The following is a 19,663-nucleotide window of genomic DNA, read 5'->3' as shown; positions in this document are numbered from 1 at the left end:
CTGAAGGCCCGGCTGAAGGCCCGGTCAGGGCCGGAAGCGGTAGCCTATGCCCGCTTCCGTCAGGAGATGGCGCGGTTTGCCCGTGTCCGGTTCCAGCTTCCGGCGGAGCTGGGCCATGTAGACCCGCAGATAGTTGGCCTCCTTCTGATAGGCGGGCCCCCAGACCGTCGCCAGGATCTGCTGCTGCGTGATGAGCTTCCCCGGGTTGCTGACCAGCAATTCCAGGATGCTCCATTCGGTGCGCGTCAGCCGCACCGCCTCTCCATTCCGGGTGACGAGCCGCTGCCCCAGGTCCACCGTGAACTCGGCCGTGCTGACCGTGGCCGGCCCGCCCGCCACCGGGACGCGGCGCAGGAGCGCGCGGAGGCGAGCCAGGAACTCCTCAAGCCCGAACGGCTTGGTGATGTAGTCGTCCGCCCCCGCATCGAGTGCATCAACTTTGTCCGACGATCCGTGCCGCGCCGAGAGCACGAGGACCGGAACGGTGCTCCAGCGGCGGAGATCGCGGAGAACGGCCGCCCCGTCAATGTCGGGCAGCCCCAGGTCCAGGACAACAAGGCCGGGCGGATGGCGGGAGGCCGCCGTCAGCGCGGCCCGGCCATCCGAAGCCGTGTCCACGCTGTATCCGTGGGCCTGCAGGGTAATCCGCAGGGCGGTCAGCAGGTGCCGGTCGTCATCCACCACGAGGACCCGGATCACTGCGCGGCCCCCGCCGACGGGCGGGCGGCGTCCCGCGGGCCATGGACCGGGCCGGTGGACAAGGGCAGCCGGATCACCATGGTCAGCCCTCCGCCAGGGGTCTCCTCGGCGGTCAGGCTCCCTCCCATTGCGGACATGAACCCCTTGGCTACCGCGAGCCCGAGACCCACCCCCGTGGACTGCGGGATGTCATCGAGGCGCTGGAACGGCAGGAACATGGCGATCACGTCCCGGGCAGGCACACCGCTTCCATGATCGATGATCCTGAGTTCGCCCGCCGGCTGCCCGTCCAAGAGGGCCGCGCTCAGGCCATCCGACACACAAGCCACCGTGATGTCCGATCCCGGGGCGTACTTGACGGCGTTTTCCACGATATTTGCGATGACCCGCTCGAGCAGGCCGGGGTCCGCGTCCACGGCGGGCAGGTTGGGCGGAAGCTCCACCCGGACAGCCCCGGCCTGCAGTCCCTGCAGCGCTGGCGGGACCACATCAGCCCAACGGACCGGCACCAGCAACGGGCGAACGGAGTCGGCTGTAATGCGCGACATGTCCAGGAGGTTCGCCACCAGCAGGTCGAGCCGGTCTGCGCACTCGTCGATGGTCTCCAGCAGTTCCTGTTGTTCTCCGGGCTTGTAGGTCACTTCCTTTTGGAGGAGGCCGCCCACCGCGAGCTTGATTCCGGCCAGCGGCGTGCGGAGGTCGTGGGACACTGCCCGCAGGATCGCTGTGCGCATGGTGTTTCCTTCTGCGAGCCTCAGCACCTCCAGCCGGCTGGCGGCCAACTGCTGGCGCTCGAGCTGCGCCATGACGTGGGCGGCGAAGGCGCCGAGGAGACTGCTTTCGGCAGCCGGAACCCTCCTGCCTGCGAGCACAAGCCACGTCACGCCGTCGATCGGCTCCACGGTCTGGCCGTCGAAGTCCAGGCCCGCGCGCTCCCCGTCGGTGAGCTCCCCGGCGCTCGCAACCAGCCGCAGGTTGTGATCCGTCCCGTCGGCGGCCGCCGTGCCGGGCATCCCGGTGCCGCTGAAAACCGTTGCCGCCCGCGCCCCGAAGACATCCAGCGCCTGTTCCAGCAGGCTGCCCACGGTGTCGTCCGCTCGGGTGGCGCCGCGGGCCAGCTCCCCGAGCGTTGCGGCTTCCGCCTGCGACCGGGCCGCCTCCTTGGACCGCCGGGCTGACCTGTCCACAACGCCCGCCACTGCGACGGACACACCGACGAACACGCCCAGGGACAGCAGGTCCTGGTGGTCATGAATGGCCAGATCCCCCAGCGGCGGAGTTGAAAAGAAGTTGACCAGCAGGCTGCTCCACAGCGCACCTGCCACGGCCGGCCACAGGCCTCCGACCAGCGCCACTGCCACAGCCCCGGCGAGCTGGAGCAGCATGAGCACAGGAACGGCTGCCGCCAGGGCAAACCCAAGAGTCACCCGCAGGCGGCCCAGATCCCCCCGCCTTGTCCTGCCCATGCCGCGGCCAGCCCGGGGATGCGGCACCACCTGCACGTCGAAGTCCCCGGCCGCTTGAACGACCCGGGGTTCCACGCCGCCGCCCGTCGGGAGCCACGGCACCCTCCGGGACTGGCCGATGACTATCCGGGTGGCACCGACATGTGCCGCGAATTCGAGAAGGGCATCCGCAGGGTCCGCGGCAGCAACGGTGTGGTAGCTGCCGCCCAGCTCCACAACCAGCCGGCGCTGCGCTTCAAGTGCCTGGGGCGATTCGCCGGCCACGCCCTCTGAGGAGCGGATGTGCACCGCGAGCAGCTCCCCGCGGTCGGTGCCGTCCAGGATTCTGGCGCCACGGCGGATCAGCACGTCGCCCTCACCGCCCCCGGACAGGCCAATGACTATCCGTTCCCGTGTCATGACGCCATTCTTTCACCCGCGGGCGGCATCACCTGTGCGCCGGAATCCGCGCCGGGACGAGCGCCGGAAGCCCGGGCCGGCGCGGCGGGCAAGGGACGGGTTCGGTAGCGGGGCCGCTGTGCACTGCCTCACACGGGCGTTAAGGAACCGTCAAGATTCCTTCCCTTACGGGCCCGGCGCGCCCCGCCCGGTGCTACGTTCGGCTGTGCCCGTGGCGCCGTGCCGCGTGCTGAAAGGCCCCCATGACCACGATGAACCGTCCCCCCGCAGACCCGTCGGCGCTGCTGCTCAGCCGGAAGCCGTCCGTTAGGGACTGGCTCCTCCTGGGCCTTCAGGACGGCAAGGGGTCCCACCAGGGGCCTGGCGGCCGCACGCCTGCGCAGGAGCGCCGGCACCCATGGTGGCAGGTCATGAGCCTCACGGGCGTCGACTACTTTTCCACGCTCGGATACCAGCCGGCGATAGCGGCGCTCGCGGCCGGGGTGATTTCTCCGCTCGCCACGCTGGTGCTCGTGGCTGTCACGCTGTTCGGGGCGCTGCCCGTGTACCGCCGCGTTGCCGCCGAGAGCCCGCGCGGTGAGGGCTCGATCGCCATGCTCGAGCGCCTGCTCCCCCGCTGGGGCGGCAAGTTGTTCGTCCTGGTGCTGCTCGGCTTCGCGGCCACGGACTTCATGATCACCATGACGCTTTCGGCGGCGGACGCCACGGCGCACCTGGTGGAAAATCCGTATGCCCCCGACTGGCTGCCCGGCCAGGAGGTGATGGTGACGCTGGTTCTGCTTGCCCTGCTTGCTGCCGTTTTCCTGCGCGGGTTCAAGGAGGCGATCGGCATTGCCGTCCTCCTGGTTGCCGTCTATCTGGGACTGAACGTCGTGGTGATGGCGAGGGCCGCCGTCGAAACACTGACGCACCCGGCCGCCGTTAGCGACTGGTGGCAGACCCTGGTTACCTCCCACGGCAATCCATTGCTGGCCGTGGCAATCGCGCTGCTGGTGTTCCCCAAACTGGCACTGGGGCTTTCCGGTTTTGAAACCGGTGTCGCCGTGATGCCGCAGGTGCGGGGCCACGCAAGCGACACGGAGGAGAATCCGGCGGGGCGCATCCGCGGCACCCGGCGGATGCTGACCGCGGCGGCCCTGATCATGAGCGTGTTTCTGATCTGCAGCAGCTTCGTCACTGTGATCCTTATTCCTGCCGCCGAATTCGAGACGGGCGGGGAGGCCAACGGACGTGCCCTGGCATTCCTCGCGCACGAGTACCTGGGATCGGGCTTCGGCACGGTTTACGACATCAGCACCATCGCGATCCTCTGGTTCGCCGGTGCCTCGGCCATGGCGGGTCTGCTCAATCTGGTCCCTCGCTACCTTCCCCGCTACGGGATGGCGCCGGAATGGGCCAAGGCTGTGCGCCCCTTGGTGCTGGTTTTCGCCGTGACGGCGTTCCTGGTCACCATCCTTTACGAGGCCGACGTCGATGCCCAGGGCGGCGCCTACGCCACCGGCGTCCTCGTTCTCATGACATCCGCCGCTGTTGCTGTGGCGCTGTCCGCCCGGCACCGCGGGGAGCGCAAGCGGACTGCCGGGTTCGGGCTGATTGCCCTGGTGTTCATCTACACCACGGTCGCGAACATTGTCGAACGGCCCGAAGGGATCCGGATCGCCGGGCTTTTCATCCTCGGCATCATCGTCATCTCGCTGCTGTCCAGGGTGGGCCGGTCGTTTGAACTGCACGCCACGCACGTGCGGCTGGACCGGGCGGCCCTCGAATTCGTCGCGTCCGACGACAGCGGGCCCATCGGCATCATCGCCCACGAGCCGCTGCGGCAAAGCGCGGAGGCGTACCGGCAAAAGCTGACCTCGACGATAGAGGTCAGCCACCTGCCCCTCCACTACGAAGCCCTGTTCCTGGAAGTCTATGTGGGCGACTGCTCCGACTTCGAAACCGAACTGGAAGTGCGCGGTGTGGTCCGGCACGGGTACCGGGTCCTGGAGGTCCACGGCCCCGTGGTGCCGAACACCATCGCCTCGGTGCTCCTGCACATCCGCGATGTCACCGGGCTGATGCCGCACATCTACTTCCGCTGGACCGAAGGCAATCCTGTGGTGAACCTGCTGCATTTCCTGTTCCTTGGCGAAGGGGAGATCGCGCCGGTGACCCGGGAGGTGCTGCGGGAAGCCGAACCCGATGTCACCCGGAGGCCGTGGGTGCACGTGGGGTGAATGCGGGAACCGGCCCCGGGGCCGTAGGCTCTAGCCATGGCGAGATACTTTGATGTTCATCCCGAGGACCCCCAGCCGCGCGCGATCGCCCAGATCGTGGATCTCCTTCATTCCGGCGGGCTGATCGCCTACCCCACGGATTCCTGCTACGCCCTGGGTGCGCAGCTGGGCAACAAGGAGGCGCTGGACCGGATCCGCACCATCCGCCAGCTCGATAGCAAGCACCACTTCACACTGGTCTGCAGGGACTTCGCCCAGCTGGGGCAATTCGTGAACATCGGCAACGACGTATTCCGCAGCATCAAAGCCGTGACGCCCGGCAGCTACACGTTCATCCTGCCGGCCACCAAGGAGGTGCCGAGGCGGCTCCTGCACCCCAAGAAGAAGACCGTGGGCGTGCGCATCCCGCAGCACAGCTTCGTCCAGGCGCTGCTTGCCGAACTGGGCGAACCGCTGCTCTCCAGCACGCTGCTGTTGCCGGACGAGGAGGATCCGCTGACGCAGGGCTGGGAAATCAAGGAACGGCTCGACCACGTGGTGGACGCCGTCGTCGATTCCGGCGACTGCGGGGCAGAGCCGACGACGGTCATTGACTTCTCGAGCGGCGTCGCCGAGGTGGTGCGACGGGGAACCGGCGATCCGTCGCGGTTCGAATAGCGCGGGCCTACCGCCGGTCGTCACAACGCGCTGGAAGCCACTTAATAGTGCCTCGCCGCTGCATGCGGACCTTACACTGTTGTCCACGCTGGGGACCCAGACCCTTCCGTGAGAGCAGGACAGCATGGCAGAAACGCAACAGGGTGGTTGCACGACTGCGCCGACGGTCACCGGACTCGTGCGGCCGAGGCTGATTCATGCGCTCCGCGGATCACCACGGGCAAGACTGGGGCTCGTGATCGCTCCCCCGGGATCCGGAAAGACCACTCTCCTGGCGCACTGGGCAGCCCAGGAGGACGCAACCGTCTTCTGGTACCGGGCAACGCCCGGTGATGCAGTCCCTGGCCAGATGCTGGCCAGGTTCACAACTGCCCTGGCAGCCGTCGTCGGCGATGAACCTGCACATTCCCTTCCCGAACTCGCCATGATGGCCGGAAGGCTGCACACTCCCGTCTACTTTGTGGTGGACGATTTGCACGTTCTGGCCGGCACCTGCGCGGAGTCAGAGCTGGAACAGTTGCTGTTGCTGGGTTCGCCGCAGCTCAATTTCCTCCTGGGCAGCCGGCGCCCCCCGTCGTTCAATCTGGCCCAGTCGGAACTCCCATCCTTCGTCACAGTTGGACCGGATGAACTGCGCTTCCGCGCCCCCGAAGTGGAGCAACTGTTCCGAACCACCTACAAACAGCCCCTGAGCGCAGCCGGCACATTCAACCTGACACGCAGAACAGACGGTTGGCCGGCAGCCCTCCACCTCTTTCACACCGTCACTAAGGGTCGTTCCACGGTTGAACGCCGACGTGCAGCCGAGTCCCTCGGCGAGGTCCCGCGCTATGCAGAGGATTACCTGACGAATCACGTTCTGGCCGGAACGACCCCGGAAATGGCAAAGTTGCTCCGCCAAACGTGCCTCCTGGATCAGCTGACGCCCGCCCGATGCGACGTGCTGCTGGACAGTACCGAGAGCGGTCTCCTTCTGAACGAACTGGCAGAGCTGGGAATCCTCGTGCGGGAGGACGGCGCAACAACATTTCGGCTTCCGGAAGTATTGCGACAATATCTGATTGCCGGTCTGGGAGACTTCGGTCACACGGTTACGGGTAGCATCCGGCGAAGCACATCAAGCGTTCTTGAACGGGAAGGCATGTATCGCGCTGCCTTGCGGATCCTGGCTGAGGGCCAGGACTGGGAGGGAGTGCGCGAGATGATGGACCGCACCGGACACCGTGTGCTCGTTCCCGGTGCGTGCCGTTGGGCAGCACTCGCGCCTGCGGGCTTGACCAGCCAAGATGCACGTTATGCTTTGGCCGCAGCACGGAGCCTGCTGGATGACGGTTGCGCTGCCGGCGCATACCGGGCAGCAGCAGAGGTTCCCAAGCTGACTGACGATGAGGAGTACCTCCGGCTGGCCCGGGAGCTGCGTACAATCGCGGCCGTTTGGGCAGGGGACCAACCGGCAGCTGGGCCCGGTCCTTCCGGTGTTCTCCGGGCAGCCAGTCATGGCGGCCCACGGTCTGCCGCACGGTCGATGCACAATCCCCGTGTGCCAGGGGAGGTCCTGGCTAAAAGCATCGCTCTTCTACTCGCAGGCGACCAACGCGGCGCGCTCCCATTTCTCAGGAAGTGCGCCGAGAGTCCGGATGACGAGACACCGGCCGCCCTCGCCGCCCAACTTGCGTTGGCTGTTCTCGGGCCCGATCCGGCACCCTTGGGAGTCAGCGGTCCGGCTGAAGAGATTGATGCCGTTCAGCGGCAGGCAGACCGTCTGGGATTCACTTGGCTCGCCCGTCTCGCCCAAGGCATTCAGGCTTCACTGTTCGGGGGTGCTGCTCGCCAGGATGCGGTGCAGGCCGTGCTGGAGGAATGCGAGCTGAGAGGGGATGAGTGGGGCGCGGCCCTTGTTGCTGCATCAGACGCACTCATGAGACTACGAAGCGGCCGGCCCGAATACCTTGCCTTCGAAGCGCTCGCGGCACGTTTCCGAAGACTGGATGCGGGTGCTTTGGAAGCGTGGGCCCAAGCGGCGCAGGCCCTCGTCGGTGCAATACAGGATCTACCCGGCGCTGCCGAGGAAGCGCTGACCGCTGAAGCATTCGCACGCACCGCTGATGTCCCGGGCGCGCTTGCGGTGGCGTATGCCGCCATGGCAGAAACCCGGCCGGAGCGATATTCCGACCTTATGCAGGCGGCTGCCGAAACTGCCAAGTCGGCCGGATTCGTCTGTCGGCCGTGGACATGGATTGGATCCGGGTCAAAGAGCCCAACTGCCACGTCCCGGACTGGGCCGGTTCCAACACAGTCGCCAGGCAAGGCACCTGCGCCCGTGTCACAGGCACCTCCCTTGCCCACTCTTCATATCAGGTGTTTCGGCAGATTCTCGGTCGCTGCCGACGGAGCCGAAGTCGACTTGTCGCGCGTGCGCCCTCAGGCACGGACTGTACTTCGCATCCTGGCGCTCCATGCAGGGCGTCCGGTACACCGAGACCGCCTTGCCGGGGAACTGTGGGCCGATCTTGACACACCATCGGCGCTTCACAACCTCCAGGTCAGCGTATCGAGTCTGCGCCGCGCCCTTCAGGCCGAGGGGCCCGCGGCCGAAACGCGCCAGCCCATCGTGCGGCAAGGCGAAGCCTATGCTTTGGTCCTGAACAGCGGATCAACCTTCGATCTCTCGGACTTCGACCAGGCCATCCACGACGCCACGGTGGCACGAAGCACCGGCAGTTCCGAACAGGCAGCAGTAAAGTTGCGGCAAGCAGTCGGACTGTATGCAGGTGAGGTGCTGCCTGAGGACGGAGCGGCGGAATGGGTGATGGACGCACGCGAACGCTACCGGCTGCGCGCCGCCGAGGCCGCTGCATCGCTCGCACATCTTGAGCTTTCGTTTGGCGACAATGCCGCGGCGGCCGCGGCAGCCGTGAGAAGCGTCGAAATCGATCCGTGGCGTGACGAGTCATGGCGGACCCTCATAGGGATCTACCGCTCGTCCGGGGACCCCGCTGCAACTGAACGGGCCGAACGGAGGTATACCAACATGCTTAAGGCATTAGGTGTGTCACCCAACCTCGGCCTGCCCCCGCGGATCTGATAGCTGTCATCGCCCAGAAAATTGCACTCCCGCAATGGACACGGACTTGGCCGTACGGCTGTTGGGCTCCATGATGGTCAGCCGCACAGCTCTGACATTGTCAGATCCGACGTAGAAGCCATGGCGCTTTTCGTCATCAGCTACCTCAACTTCGGCGACATTCTGATAGGCGCCTTCCTTGGCACCCTCATAGTGAACGGATATGAGGACTTTTGATGGCCGCAGTTCCGCCGGTGCATGTGGTTCCGCGGAAAGCTTGGTAATGAACACGTAGACCAGACGTGTGGGCCCGGCAAACCTGGCTTCCAAGAAGTTGGCGTGCACACCGTCTTTGAGCTGACCCGCCCACAAGGTGTTGGAGTACTCGTCATCGGCAAGCTCGGGGCGGTGATCCTTGAAAGAATGGGAGGCCTTCATGTCCGCTGCAACCGAAACATCGAAAAATTCGTCCAGGACGCGCTGCGGAGCGCCTCCAATCGAGTCAGCGTTGCCATATGCCGCGCCGCCCAGCAACCCGAGCGCCGCAGACAACGCGATGGTTTTCCTCGGAAACCGCCTTGACTTCCATCTCGGCCGGGTGCCGGCTGGTAATGCCTTCCCCTCCGGGGGCCCAAACAGCCGCCTCCACCAGGACAGCCGCGGGGCCTCCGGAGCCTCCGCGACGGGGTCCGCTGTGAGGCTCTCCGCACAACGGCGGCAGAAGCTTCGATCAGCCGGGTTGCCTGTCCCGCAGGCCGCGCAGATGAGCCCGCCAACAGCAGGGAGGTTTCCTTCGTCCGAAGTTTTAGCCACCGGGGCGCTGGCGGTTCGTTGGCCGGGCTTCACGGCGGCAGGCTCGGTGTCAATGACAGTAACAGGGTCACCGATTGCGTTTCCATTATTGGCGGCCTCCGGTGTTCCGTGCTGAAGTTCAGCCGGCACCCGTCTGGCAGGCACGGATATCTGGGGCAGCTCAGCCGTGTCCGGCGGGCCCTTGGGCCCCGGTGCGGACGTGGCAGCTTGCGGCTTGTCTGCGGCACCGGCGAGCGGCCGCTGCCATTCCAGGTAGGCGCCGCAGTTGGTGCAGAAACTCTCTCCGTCGTCGTTTCGCGCACTGCACTCTCCGCAGATCAGCACCGCCTGCTCCTCAGGAATCGTCGTCGGAAGGAACGGCCGAGGCAAGAACCTCGACGGTGTGGGGAACATGGGCCGGTTTCACCGAGCTTATGACGCCCTCCAGCCGTGCGAGGCTGACACTCTCCGTGGTTGCGGCATACACCGTGACGTGCAGTCTCGCCGTGCTCTGGCCCGGCAGCTCCGCGCCTGGTATTTGGGACCAGGCTGCCCCACCGCTATCTTCGATCCTTACGTCCCGGACACCACCGACAGCCAGCCGCACGGCATCGGCCAGGCCTGGGACCGTGCCGCGCCGACGGTGAATGGTTGCTGCGTTGGCAATCACCTCACGCCGCTGATCCGTTGACCAGGAATCATTCACCCTTACGCCCACCCAGTCGGCAAGCCAGTCCAGGAAATCCACGGGGGCCAGGCGCGGATCCAAGTAACACGCGAGGCCGTCCAAGGTGGTGAATACGGGGGCGAGGGCGTCGTCGAAGGCCAGCAGGAATTGCTGGAGGAAACCGTCCTCCTGCAGGACGGCAGGAAGGCGCGTGGCCAACGGCACGGCACTCCCCAGTCCCTCCACCATGCCACGCATGTCACGTCCCTTCCGAGACGCGCACCCGGTGATCAAAAGAAAAGACCAGTGCATTCCGGTTCACGTCGATGCGCTGCTGCGGTTCTCCCCGCTTCCCTGTGAGCGGATCGGCGGCAAAAACGTGGACCTCGTCAACAATCTCCGTCCCGGACAGGCCCTGAAGGACGGCATGCACCTCGCCTGCATGCACGGGGCGGCCGAACGGCCAGCCTTCGCCGTCGGGCCCGCCCCTGATCGGGTCGAAGTAACTGTAGAGCGCCCGAAGCGCCTCTGCGCGCAGACGCTCCGGCGAGATCCTGGGACGGGCGGTCAGCTGTGCGACTACCGTCACGCCGCGGTAGAACGGCGGTTCCACCAGCACCCGGGCGCCAACCGGCCGGCGCTCGTCCAGGTAGGCGGCGACCGCGGCCAGAGTCTCGGAGTCCGGCACCAAGTCACCGAACGTCAGCCGGTTGTCCTTGTCCGGAACCGCCGCGGGGACCACCAGGATCCGGACGCCACCGGCCTCGTCAGGGGTAACAGCCGGGATGCACCGGACGCGGGCGATGTCCGGGGCGGCACGTTTCGCGAGCTGTTCGTAGTCCTCGGCGGTGATGGCACGGTCCCGGGTACGCAGCGCGAGGGGCCCGCGCTCCTTCGCCTGCTCAATGGTTTCCCCGGCTACCCCACCGTGTGCGGCCCGGCGATTCTCCACGCTGTTGACGAAGGGAATGGAGGAGCGCAACACAGACAGAGCCCGGGCGGCAATGTTCCCCCGCGGGCCGCCGCCCGTTCTGTAGTGCGGAATACGAATCGGGCTTCCGGCGGGCGGCACGGCACCGTAACTGCGGAGGGATCCGTCTGGCTCGCGCACTGCCGGGGGAAACCGCACGGTACCGGACGCGCGGTCCAGCACCACTACGTGGTCGTCGGGATCTGAGCCGGCGAACGAGTCCACTTCGGCCCAGGCCTCCCAGCCGGAGCCTGCGGCCACCTCCACGATGAAGTCATCGCCGCCTGGCAGCACGGGGCGGCGGCCCAATTCGAACGACTGCCCCGGCACGCCTTCAGACATTCCGACGACTTCGTCGTAGATGGTCTCGGCATGGATGGCGGGAACGGAGCCGCCTATCGTAAAGGCGCTGGCGGAACTCACCGTAGGAGAAGCACTATAGGACGGGTAGCCGGGACGCGGCTCCACCACGCGGCATCGGAGCCAGCCTGCCCGCGCACCGCCCTGAACAGATGAACTATGGCGATGTGGCAAATGAATCACGACGTCGCCGGGCCGGTTCAGCCCGCCGGTCCCGTCGCTGTCCAGGTCACACGATACCCAGGAGCTGCCGTCCCACGCCTCCCACACGAGGGGCGGGTTGCTGGGGTTTACCCCCACGCCCCTGACCTCGCATTCGAACCGCAGCACGACGGCGCATGAGGGAGCCGCGTCGTTGAGGCCCAGCAGCAATACGTCGCCGGGCGCGGGCGGCGTACCGAAGCAGGGAAAGCTGCCGTCCCCGCGTAATGCTTCAGTGCGGGGCACGGCGGCCCCGCCGTGCCCCTGCGTTATGACATTGGCCAGCCGGCGCGGCGGCACCGTCAACTCACGGGTCGTCGCGAAAACGATGGCCTCCTCTTCCTCTGTGCGCCGCGTCGAAGCCTCTGTCCCTTTCGGGATCACGACGGCGTCCGGCTGTGGAGCGGACAACCGCATCAGGAGTTCGACGGACGCGGCCGTCGGGGGGTGAAGGGTGACCCCCAGCAACTCCAAAAAGGCCACGTACAAGCGATCGGGCACGCGGTTCAGCCGGTAGAAGAGCTCGTCCACCATGAAGGCGAAAGTTTCAATGAGCGTTACGCCCGGATCCGAGACGTTGTGGTCCGTCCACTCTGGGCAATGGTGCGCCACCATGCGTTTGGCGTCGTCCACAAGATCCTGGAAGCGGCGGTCATCAAGATTGGGTGAAGGGAGCATTAGGAAGCGGCCTCCTCGCCGTTGCGCGGAATGACATAGAAGGGGAAGACGAGGTTGCGCGGATCGTTGGTGCCCCTGATCGTGTACTGCACATCGATGAGAAGCACTCCCGCGTCCGCGCCCTCGAAGTTGACGATCACGTTCTCAAGGGTGATCCGTGGCTCCCAGCGGTCCAAGGCCACGCGCACGGCGTAGGCGATGTCTCCTGCCGTTGCGGCGTCGGCAGGAGCGAACACGTAATCGTGCACAGAGCACCCGAATTCCGGCCGCATCGGCCGCTCTCCCGGGGATGTTGCCAGGATGAGGTGGATGCTCTCCTCAATTTCGCGCTGGTCGCGGACCAGCGCAATGCTGCCTGTCCGGTCGGTCCGCAGCGGGAATGCCCACCCGGCGCCTATGAATTCCTGTCCCACCTCGCTGCCTCCTGTCGTTGTCCGGCATCCTGCGCCAGACTCAGTTGATGCGGACCAGCCCGCCCTTGACGGTGGTAGTTGCCCCGCCGGAGAGTTCCGCCGTCGCATCCCCGGCCACCTTGACGCTGGGGGCTTTCAGTTCAGCGGACGCAGTGCCGGAGATCTTCACCGTGGCGCCCTTCAGTTCGAGATCCGAGAGGGCTTCCACCGTCACTTTCTTGCCTTTGATGGTTACCGCGCCGGTCGACGTCGTCACGGCAACGTCCTTTTTGGCTGTGAGGCTGACCGGCCCTTCCGAATGAATTTCGATTGCAGCGTCCGGTTTCTGGACCAGCGAGATCTTCTGTCTGCCCCCGCTCGTACTCACTGTCACCTGTTCCCCGTCGGGGGATTCGAGGAACTCCACCAGCATTCCGGTGCGCGAGACGAAAGCGCGCCGTGTGACGGCGCCATCGGTCGAGCCCACGTGGTCCGCCCAGGGTTTGTCCGGTTGGTCCTGGCCGTTGTACAGGCCTCCGAGCACGAACGGCTGCTGGAAGCTGCCGTGGCCGAAGGCCACGAGGACCTCGTCCCCCACTTCGGGGAGGATGACGGCGCCCCGAGATGCACCTGCGCCGGCCTGGACAGTGCGGGCCCACCAGCTCTCGTAGTTGTCGGACAGCACCGGAAATTTCACCTTGACCCTGCCTTGGTTTTCCGGATCCTTTGCGGCCGTCACAACGGCGTTGACCACTCCAGGTACGGCGCCCCGGCCGCTGCCGCCGGCGGCGACCCCATAGAGGGAGCGCTCGGATTCGTGGCTCACGGAGAACGTGGTGAGGTAACCCGTGTCGGGGCTGAATTCGTGGCGGGATGAGCTCAGCGTGTACCGGCCGTCAAAGGGCTTGCCAGCACCCTTAAGCACGACTGCGGTGCCGGCCCGCAGCTTCGGGTTCCCGCGGGCCAGGCCTTCCAGTTCCGCGAAGGCGCCTCCCAACCGCGAGGCGATGGCGGCTGCCGCGGCGTCGCATTGTGCTGCCTGGTCAAAGGCCGTGGGAGGGGCGACGTACCGTGGACTTCCAAACTTCTTGGCAAGGGCAGCTGGGTCCACATCTGGCAGTTTGGCACTGCGCGTCTGCGCCTGTGCAACGGCCACAATCGCCTTCTTTGCGGCGACATCCCAGCCCCTGACCTCCACATCGGGGACCTGGTCAGCGGACGTGACCGTGCCGCGGAGCGCAACGAGGTTGACGCCCCGCTCAAGGACGAGCGGGTCCTCCTTCGCCCCGCCGACACCCGCCGGCGCCGTCGCTGAATCCGTCGACGGTGTGAAATGCAGTTCACCGCCGGACACGGAGAGGACCACACCTGATTCGACGGCCAGCCGGTGCAGGAAGTCCCAGTCGCTGATGCCATCCTGTGCCACGTGCTGGAGCACGGGACCCTTCGCGGCGATAGTGCCCGCCTGGATTCCCGCTCGCTGGGCTACCTTCCGGACAATGTCCGCGGCGGTGCTCTGAAGGTACGCTTCAACGCGCCGTCCGCGGAACAACCGATGGGAGTGATCCAGGCCCCGGACAATGGTGTACAAGCCCTCGTGGTCCATCTCGGTCTCCAGCGCCGTCACTTCGCCAGAGAGCAGCGGAACGGGACCTCCGGGGCCGCTCTGCTGAACGGACAGCTTAATGGGAACTCCGATGCTGAAGCCGCCTTTCTCCAGGACAGTGGAGTATTCGTCACTGAAACGGAGCAGAAAGAGGTCGGGGACGTTGCTGCTGTCGTCGACGTAGCCGGCAACCAGCCGTGCGGTTACATCCGGTGGAAGCGGCGTGCCGCCCACCTCCACCAGGAGCATGTTGCTGAACTCCTCACTGTGCCCCACGGACCACCTCCCGCACCCGGCCGGTGGCATGGGTCGGGGCCTCTGAAGGCAGTTCATCCACGGCGGGCAACAGGATAGAGTTGCCGGGCCGCAAACGCATGGGATCATCGATGCCGTTGGCCGCCGCCACGGCCCGCCACAGGGATGCATCTCCGTACTCGCGGTAGGCGATCCCGGCCAGCGTGTCCCCCTCCACCAGCACGTGAACCCGCCGAGGTACCAGGCCGCCGGAACTGGGATTCTGTTTGGGCGGGTCTCCGGATATTTCTTCCAGCGTGACGGTACAGGTGGCGCGGACCGGCAGTCCTGCGGCGGTGAAGAGTGTGTACTTGACCTGCACGCTGGATACGTAGGCAAGGAAGCCCGTGAGTTTGCCCCATCGGAACAGCACCCAGGGGGGTGAACCCTTGTTCTGCTTCAGCGACGCCTCAGTGGGCGCGCAGCACGCGAACAGCTTGTCGACGCGCTGGACCACCGCATCGTCCTGCTTCCCCGAGGCATCAAAGAACATCTCCAAGGCCAGTTTGGAAGGCATCGGGCCCTTGTACTGCGGCGCACCGGCTTTCCCGTTGGCTTTGGCCGTTTGGCGCGCCCACGAGGCGGACTTGCCCATAGTGAGTTCTTTGGGATTGAACTGGAAATCAATCCGCCCGAACTGCGGGCCGGGTTTGTCCAGTGACCCGTCCTTGGACGGTTCGAACAGCTCAAGGTACGCGTGCGAGAGTTTGAGCGCCTCCTCGCCGCCGCGGCCGGACGGGCCTCCGGCAGCGGCAGCCGCCGCGGGAGTGGCCGCTCCCTTAGCCGGCGCCGGGACTGCAACTGTAGTCACGTCGGGCTCCTTCCGTCAGCGAATCTTTGCGACAAATCCGTGATGGGCGATTTCAAGGGTTTCCATCATGACCTTGGGCTGGTCGGGGTTGAATGAGGGCCCCTTCCACCGCACCGGAACGACGTCGTAAAGTTCCCAGCCCGCGATTTTGGTGCCGTTGCCGGTCATCGCCTCGATAATGCCGGTACAGCGGGTGTAGCCCGACGCCATGTCGGCGAACCACTTGGCGATCTTCTCCGTGTCCTTTCCCAGAGGCCGGGTCAGCGTGATGTTCGGGTACTTCAGCCGCGTGGGCAGCTGCCAGATGAAGGAGTTGTTGCCTCCCTCCTCCCGGGATTCAATGACTACTTCGCAGCCAAGTCCCTCGCATGTGGAAAACGTTCCCAGGTCGGCGTTGTCCAGGGCCACGAGGTATTGGACGCTGACAGCGGTGGCGACATCCTCCAGCATGGTTTCCTCAATTCGGATCGGTGCGCAGGCCGCGGCGCTCGCGGTCCAGCAGCATCTCGGCCTTGATGCGGCGGATGAGCGGCCCTGCAAGCCGCTTGGCAAGCTCCTCCAGCTGGTCGGGTGTTGCGGCGGCCGCCACGCCTGGCGCCCCCGTGGACCGCGCGGCTGCTGGCGGGGCGGGCCCCGCGGGAGGCGTTTCACTGGCCGCTGCCGATGACGCGCCGGAGACCTCCTGCGGCGCGGTTGCCGGCGGAGGTACGCCATCGGGCGGGTCGGGCAGGCTGTCCCGCTGGACGGTACCGTTGAAATCGTGCCCGTGGCCTGTCTCCCCAGCCATCCGCGCTTCCACTGTCGGGGCAGCGAGGGTCAGGACGACTGGGTCCTGGGCAGGGAAATCAACAACGGGATGAGCGGCAGTTCCATGGAGATCTGCTGACATGGGGTCGCGGGCTGTCCGGACCGGAACCGGTCCCGGGAAGGCCGGCATGCGCTGAAGGGCCCGTGCGCCGGATCCCGGCGAGGGCTTGGAAACGCGAGTGTCTCGGAAGGGCATTCCGGCCCACGGAGATCCGTCCAGGGGACGCGCGGCCTGCGCGTCCAGAGTGAGGGTTCGCTGAATGACGCTTCCGACGGTGGCACTTGGGCCGGGCGGTGCGCTCACGTCCTGCAGGTTGGGCCCGCCGACGTAAGCCGGTTCGGATTGGACGGCTGCCCCCGAATGGTAAACGGAACCAGGTTCGGCCCGGAAGCCAGAGGGCAGACCGTCTGAGTCGCCCTTGACGAGGTCCCCTGAGGCGCTGTCCGCACCAGATGTGCCCGTCCCCTCATCGGTGCTGTACGTGGAAGAACCCGGGGTCGTGGGCGCCGGAGTGGCCAGCGCAGCAGCCACTGACGAAGGTTGCTGGACGCTCGGAGGGATCGCCATCCGCTGCCACGTAAGGGGCGTGGAGCCCGGGGTCGCCGGCCGCGAAGCACGCAAGGCTTGGCCTGACTGTAAACCGGATGAACGGGCCACAGTGCCAGGAACTGCTTGATCCGCACGCTGGACTGTCTGGCTGGATTGGATCTCTTGCTGGGTTGTTCTGGCTTGCTGGGTTGTTCTGGCGGCTTTCGATTCCTGCATCGCTCCGGTCGCCCGTTGCAAGATGCTTTGAGCGGGGAGCAGCAGAGCCGGCACTGTTCCCGCTGACAGCTGGGCTGAACCAGTGCCAGCCGGAACCACGTTGTCGGTGACCCTTTGAACAGGGATCCCCGCTTCGATGGGGAATCCATTGTCCGCAGGCAGTCCGGCCCCTTCGTTACCCAGGAGACCGCGGCTGCTTACCGGTGATTCGGCATGCTCGGAGGCCGTGATCCGGTCAGGTTCCTGCAGAGCGGCGACCATTCCGGAGGCGGCCATTCCGGAATTGCCGGCCGGCACGTCGTCGTGTCGGTCGTCCGGCTGAAGCAGGGACGCTGCAGTCTCCCGGGGTGCCGGCCCTCCGTCGGACCCGTTGTCCGCTGGATGGTCAGCCTTGGGAAACCGGAAGACGACGGGCAGGTCCCCGGTCCCTTCCGTGTCAGTGCCCCGCGGGTGAAGAGTCCCCATCCCGGAATCTTCCGACGGGGACGCTGCTGCCGGTTGCACGACGTCCGAAAGCAAGGGCGCCGACCCGTCGTTCCCTTGCGGCACGTGCGATGGCTGCCGCTCCCCCGAACCCTCACCCTCCCCGGCGGTTGCGCCATCTTCTGCGCTGTTACCGCCTTCCGTGGACCCGGCCGCCGGGCTTTCAAAGAACGTCGGCGGCGCACTCGGACTTGGCTCCGCAGGGGCGGCCACGCCGGCAATTGGTCCGGCCACGGTGTCCGGGCTGTCGGCAGAAACCATGTCAGCCGACGACTGCGGGGCTACGGCGGAGGCGGGCGGTGCGGATGCTTCCGCCTGCTGTAGGGGCCGGTGGGTTTCTGGCGCATCCGGTACCCGATGTGTTGGGTGCTCGGAGGACTCCGGGTCTGAAAATGACAGAGGCCGCCCCAGCCCCAGCCTGCTCGGATAGGTAAAGTGCGTTGCTTCCCGTGCAGCGGACGGCGGGCTCGGAGCCCAGGCCGCGGACCGCTGCACGGCGGGCGGAGCAGGCAACGGCACATAGGTGGCGCTCCCGTCGGAGGTGTTGCCCTCAAGGTCAGGGCGCGGCGCGGCCACCACGTCCCATGGTTCGGCCAGTCCAAATTCGGCGGGCGGACGGCCTGGCTCCTTGGTCTGGGGTGCCACGGGCGTAGGTTGGGCCACGGCTGCCGACCTTTGCACCGGCGCCGCAGGGTGCATGGCCGCTGGCAGGTTCCCGGAGGCCACTTGGGTAGGGAAGGCTGCATTGTCCGGCACCGGCTGGGAGTCCGCCACCGGCGACGGAACCGGTTCGACGGGCAGCACGGCAATGTCATCCGGCACCGCCGCCGAAGAAGCCCCATCAGGGGCGTCGTCGGCAGAAGAGGCGCGCTGCACCGCCGTCGGGAGTCTCCCCACCGGGTGTGAACGTGCAGGGGGGAGGAGCAGTGTCATGTCCGCCGGTTCCGCACGGTACGCTTCCCCCGCGCCGGTTCCGCCGCCGTCGACGTCTATCACCCCCGGCGGTGCGTCCGCCGTTATCAGGTGGCTCATTGCTCCGGTGAATGAGGGGTTGGCCCATGCCGCCAGGGAACCGGCGAAGCGGTCAGGGCCGTGCGCCAGGTCCATGGTGCCGATGGTGCGCTGGAGCGGTGGCAGGAAGGCCCAGCCGGCGGGCGGGACTGTAGGCTGCGGAGCGCGTTGCTGCGTCTCTGCTTGCGGCCCCGGCTCGGGGCGCTCGCGTTGCCAAGGCCACCTCATGGTTCAGCGCTCCTGGGAAAGCCGGGTGTTGATTCCCCCGATTTCCCGGACGTACCGGAGCCGCTGGCCGTGTTCCAGATCCAGGATGTCGTCAAGGGGCCAGTGGAAGTGATACGCCACGTACGCCACCTCCTCGTAGATCCGGTCCGGCGCGTACGTCATGATTCCCCCAGGCGGCCACCTGCGAGATCCGCGGTGAAGCGGTGGGAGCATTCCGGGCAAGTGACGGCGATCCGGGTGTGGCCTTCGGCGTTGATCCGGCGGTAGAAGTCCTGGAGGAAGGCGACGTCGGAGGCGAACATGTTCTCCACTACCGCGGACGTGACTGCGCCCAGGGTTCCGAGCGAGGTGATGACCCGGCCGAGAAGGACTACGGTTGTGTAGGCCGCGTTCTCCTGGACCCGGGCGTCGTAGAGCGGGAGGAGTTCATCGCGGGCCGTTGCCAGCCGCATCACGCCGGACTTATGGACGGCGCCGTCCTGGTCGACGTACCCCCGCGGGAGCTCAAAGTTGAACTCCGTGCGGAGCGGCTGGCGGTCGGCGTGGCGGTCCTGCCCGTTGGCTCCGTTCAGTTCGGCTCCGGGAGCGTCAGCGCCCGGGGCCGACAGCACAGCCGCACCGTGTGAACGTTGCATCATGAGATGGTGGACTCGTCGTAGCAGATAACGAATTTCTCCGTGGCCTGCTCGGTTGCGCCGGCCTTGAGTGAATTCAGTTCAACGCTTTTCACCCAGCAGTTCACGAAGTTGTAGGTCTTGAGCGTGTCGCCCTTGTAGTCAAGCAGTGCGACGGCGGCGGTCTTGCGGGCACCGGCGACGTCGCCCTCCATGACCGTCTTGAGCCAGTCAGTTACGGTCTTGCTTTCGGTCAGTCCACGGGTGATGCTGAGCTCGCCCGGCTTGGGGCGGCCAATGAGCTGGCGCACCACGTATTTTCCATCCTTGGTCTGCTGCTTCAGCTCGATCTTGTCCACCTCCGACTTGAGGCCGCTCACTTCGATCACCCTCGGCACCTCGATGCCGTCAATGGTGACCGTAAAGGCGTTGGCTGGTGAGTTGTCAAAATCGCCGAGGGCCATGGTCTTGCTCCTTTT

General features: G+C 66.3%; 16 protein-coding genes. 3 read left to right on the top strand and 13 right to left on the bottom strand.

Annotated elements, in window-relative coordinates; all coding sequences use genetic code 11:
- Positions 1-24: 24 nt before the first annotated feature.
- Together AC6CH3_RS10065 and AC6CH3_RS10060 are read right to left on the bottom strand one after the other, a co-directional pair.
- A complete protein-coding gene (locus tag AC6CH3_RS10065; RefSeq protein ID WP_498132310.1) occupies positions 25-699 on the bottom strand; it encodes a response regulator in 675 nt (224 codons plus the stop codon).
- The gene (locus AC6CH3_RS10060; protein WP_498132309.1) at positions 696-2,564 is read right to left on the bottom strand and encodes a DUF4118 domain-containing protein; all 1,869 of its coding nucleotides are present in this window, start codon (positions 2,562-2,564) and stop codon (positions 696-698) included. The genes AC6CH3_RS10065 and AC6CH3_RS10060 overlap by 4 nt, the downstream gene beginning before the upstream one ends.
- 242 nt (positions 2,565-2,806) lie before the next feature.
- Here AC6CH3_RS10060 and AC6CH3_RS10055 point away from each other — a divergent pair, with 242 nt between their 5' ends.
- From AC6CH3_RS10055 to AC6CH3_RS10045, 3 genes are all read left to right on the top strand, one after another.
- The gene (locus AC6CH3_RS10055; RefSeq protein WP_498132308.1) at positions 2,807-4,783 is read left to right on the top strand and encodes an APC family permease; all 1,977 of its coding nucleotides are present in this window, start codon (positions 2,807-2,809) and stop codon (positions 4,781-4,783) included.
- Positions 4,784-4,819: 36 nt separating this feature from the next.
- Positions 4,820-5,440, top strand: a complete 621-nt coding sequence (locus tag AC6CH3_RS10050) for an L-threonylcarbamoyladenylate synthase (RefSeq protein WP_400576613.1) — start codon at positions 4,820-4,822, stop codon at positions 5,438-5,440.
- 235 nt (positions 5,441-5,675) lie between these two features.
- On the top strand, positions 5,676-8,525 hold the full coding sequence (locus AC6CH3_RS10045) for an AfsR/SARP family transcriptional regulator (RefSeq protein ID WP_498132307.1): 2,850 nt from the start codon (positions 5,676-5,678) through the stop codon (positions 8,523-8,525).
- A gap of 6 nt (positions 8,526-8,531) precedes the next feature.
- On the opposite strand, the gene AC6CH3_RS10040 is transcribed toward AC6CH3_RS10045, so the two are convergent.
- The 11 genes from AC6CH3_RS10040 to AC6CH3_RS09990 all read right to left on the bottom strand — a co-directional run bounded on the left by AC6CH3_RS10040 (position 8,532) and on the right by AC6CH3_RS09990 (position 19,648).
- On the bottom strand, positions 8,532-9,056 hold the full coding sequence (locus AC6CH3_RS10040) for a hypothetical protein (protein ID WP_498132306.1): 525 nt from the start codon (positions 9,054-9,056) through the stop codon (positions 8,532-8,534).
- A 595-nt stretch (positions 9,057-9,651) separates the two neighbouring features.
- The gene (locus tag AC6CH3_RS10035) at positions 9,652-10,221 is read right to left on the bottom strand and encodes a phage tail protein I (RefSeq protein WP_498132305.1); all 570 of its coding nucleotides are present in this window, start codon (positions 10,219-10,221) and stop codon (positions 9,652-9,654) included.
- Position 10,222: 1 nt separating this feature from the next.
- A complete protein-coding gene (locus AC6CH3_RS10030) occupies positions 10,223-12,172 on the bottom strand; it encodes a putative baseplate assembly protein (protein WP_498132304.1) in 1,950 nt (649 codons plus the stop codon).
- On the bottom strand, positions 12,172-12,585 hold the full coding sequence (locus AC6CH3_RS10025) for a GPW/gp25 family protein (RefSeq protein ID WP_498132303.1): 414 nt from the start codon (positions 12,583-12,585) through the stop codon (positions 12,172-12,174). Before AC6CH3_RS10025 ends, AC6CH3_RS10030 begins: the two co-directional genes overlap by 1 nt.
- A gap of 40 nt (positions 12,586-12,625) precedes the next feature.
- On the bottom strand, positions 12,626-14,446 hold the full coding sequence (locus tag AC6CH3_RS10020) for a VgrG-related protein (RefSeq protein ID WP_498132302.1): 1,821 nt from the start codon (positions 14,444-14,446) through the stop codon (positions 12,626-12,628).
- Complete coding sequence (locus AC6CH3_RS10015) at positions 14,433-15,275, bottom strand: CIS tube protein (RefSeq protein WP_498132301.1); 843 nt, start codon at positions 15,273-15,275, stop codon at positions 14,433-14,435. The genes AC6CH3_RS10020 and AC6CH3_RS10015 overlap by 14 nt, the downstream gene beginning before the upstream one ends.
- Before the next feature lie 15 nt (positions 15,276-15,290).
- Positions 15,291-15,725 carry a phage tail protein gene (locus AC6CH3_RS10010; protein WP_498132300.1) on the bottom strand — a complete coding sequence of 145 codons (435 nt, stop codon included), beginning with the start codon at positions 15,723-15,725 and terminating at the stop codon, positions 15,291-15,293.
- A gap of 7 nt (positions 15,726-15,732) precedes the next feature.
- Entirely contained in the window at positions 15,733-18,570 is a 2,838-nt protein-coding gene (locus AC6CH3_RS10005) for a hypothetical protein (RefSeq protein WP_498132299.1), read from the bottom strand.
- A gap of 3 nt (positions 18,571-18,573) precedes the next feature.
- Positions 18,574-18,732: a DUF6760 family protein gene (locus tag AC6CH3_RS10000; RefSeq protein WP_498132298.1), complete on the bottom strand. Its 159-nt coding sequence runs from the start codon at positions 18,730-18,732 to the stop codon at positions 18,574-18,576.
- Positions 18,729-19,205: a hypothetical protein gene (locus AC6CH3_RS09995; RefSeq protein ID WP_498132297.1), complete on the bottom strand. Its 477-nt coding sequence runs from the start codon at positions 19,203-19,205 to the stop codon at positions 18,729-18,731. Before AC6CH3_RS09995 ends, AC6CH3_RS10000 begins: the two co-directional genes overlap by 4 nt.
- On the bottom strand, positions 19,205-19,648 hold the full coding sequence (locus tag AC6CH3_RS09990) for a phage tail protein (RefSeq protein WP_214967135.1): 444 nt from the start codon (positions 19,646-19,648) through the stop codon (positions 19,205-19,207). The genes AC6CH3_RS09995 and AC6CH3_RS09990 overlap by 1 nt, the downstream gene beginning before the upstream one ends.
- Positions 19,649-19,663: the final 15 nt, after the last annotated feature.

Source organism: Arthrobacter sp. GQ119, assembly GCF_059759125.1.
This window is presented reverse-complemented; position numbering and strand designations above follow the sequence as displayed.

What these genes read in the sequence shown, in the direction of transcription:
- AC6CH3_RS10050 (WP_400576613.1), top strand. Translation starts at nt 4,820, where the DNA reads ATGGCGAGATACTTTGATGTTCATCCCGAGGACCCCCAGCCGCGCGCG.
- AC6CH3_RS10060 (WP_498132309.1), bottom strand. Translation starts at nt 2,564, where the DNA reads ATGACACGGGAACGGATAGTCATTGGCCTGTCCGGGGGCGGTGAGGGC.
- AC6CH3_RS10055 (WP_498132308.1), top strand. Translation starts at nt 2,807, where the DNA reads ATGACCACGATGAACCGTCCCCCCGCAGACCCGTCGGCGCTGCTGCTC.
- AC6CH3_RS10035 (WP_498132305.1), bottom strand. Translation starts at nt 10,221, where the DNA reads ATGCGTGGCATGGTGGAGGGACTGGGGAGTGCCGTGCCGTTGGCCACG.
- AC6CH3_RS10030 (WP_498132304.1), bottom strand. Translation starts at nt 12,172, where the DNA reads ATGCTCCCTTCACCCAATCTTGATGACCGCCGCTTCCAGGATCTTGTG.
- AC6CH3_RS10005 (WP_498132299.1), bottom strand. Translation starts at nt 18,570, where the DNA reads ATGAGGTGGCCTTGGCAACGCGAGCGCCCCGAGCCGGGGCCGCAAGCA.
- AC6CH3_RS10010 (WP_498132300.1), bottom strand. Translation starts at nt 15,725, where the DNA reads ATGCTGGAGGATGTCGCCACCGCTGTCAGCGTCCAATACCTCGTGGCC.
- AC6CH3_RS10000 (WP_498132298.1), bottom strand. Translation starts at nt 18,732, where the DNA reads ATGACGTACGCGCCGGACCGGATCTACGAGGAGGTGGCGTACGTGGCG.
- AC6CH3_RS09995 (WP_498132297.1), bottom strand. Translation starts at nt 19,205, where the DNA reads ATGCAACGTTCACACGGTGCGGCTGTGCTGTCGGCCCCGGGCGCTGAC.
- AC6CH3_RS09990 (WP_214967135.1), bottom strand. Translation starts at nt 19,648, where the DNA reads ATGGCCCTCGGCGATTTTGACAACTCACCAGCCAACGCCTTTACGGTC.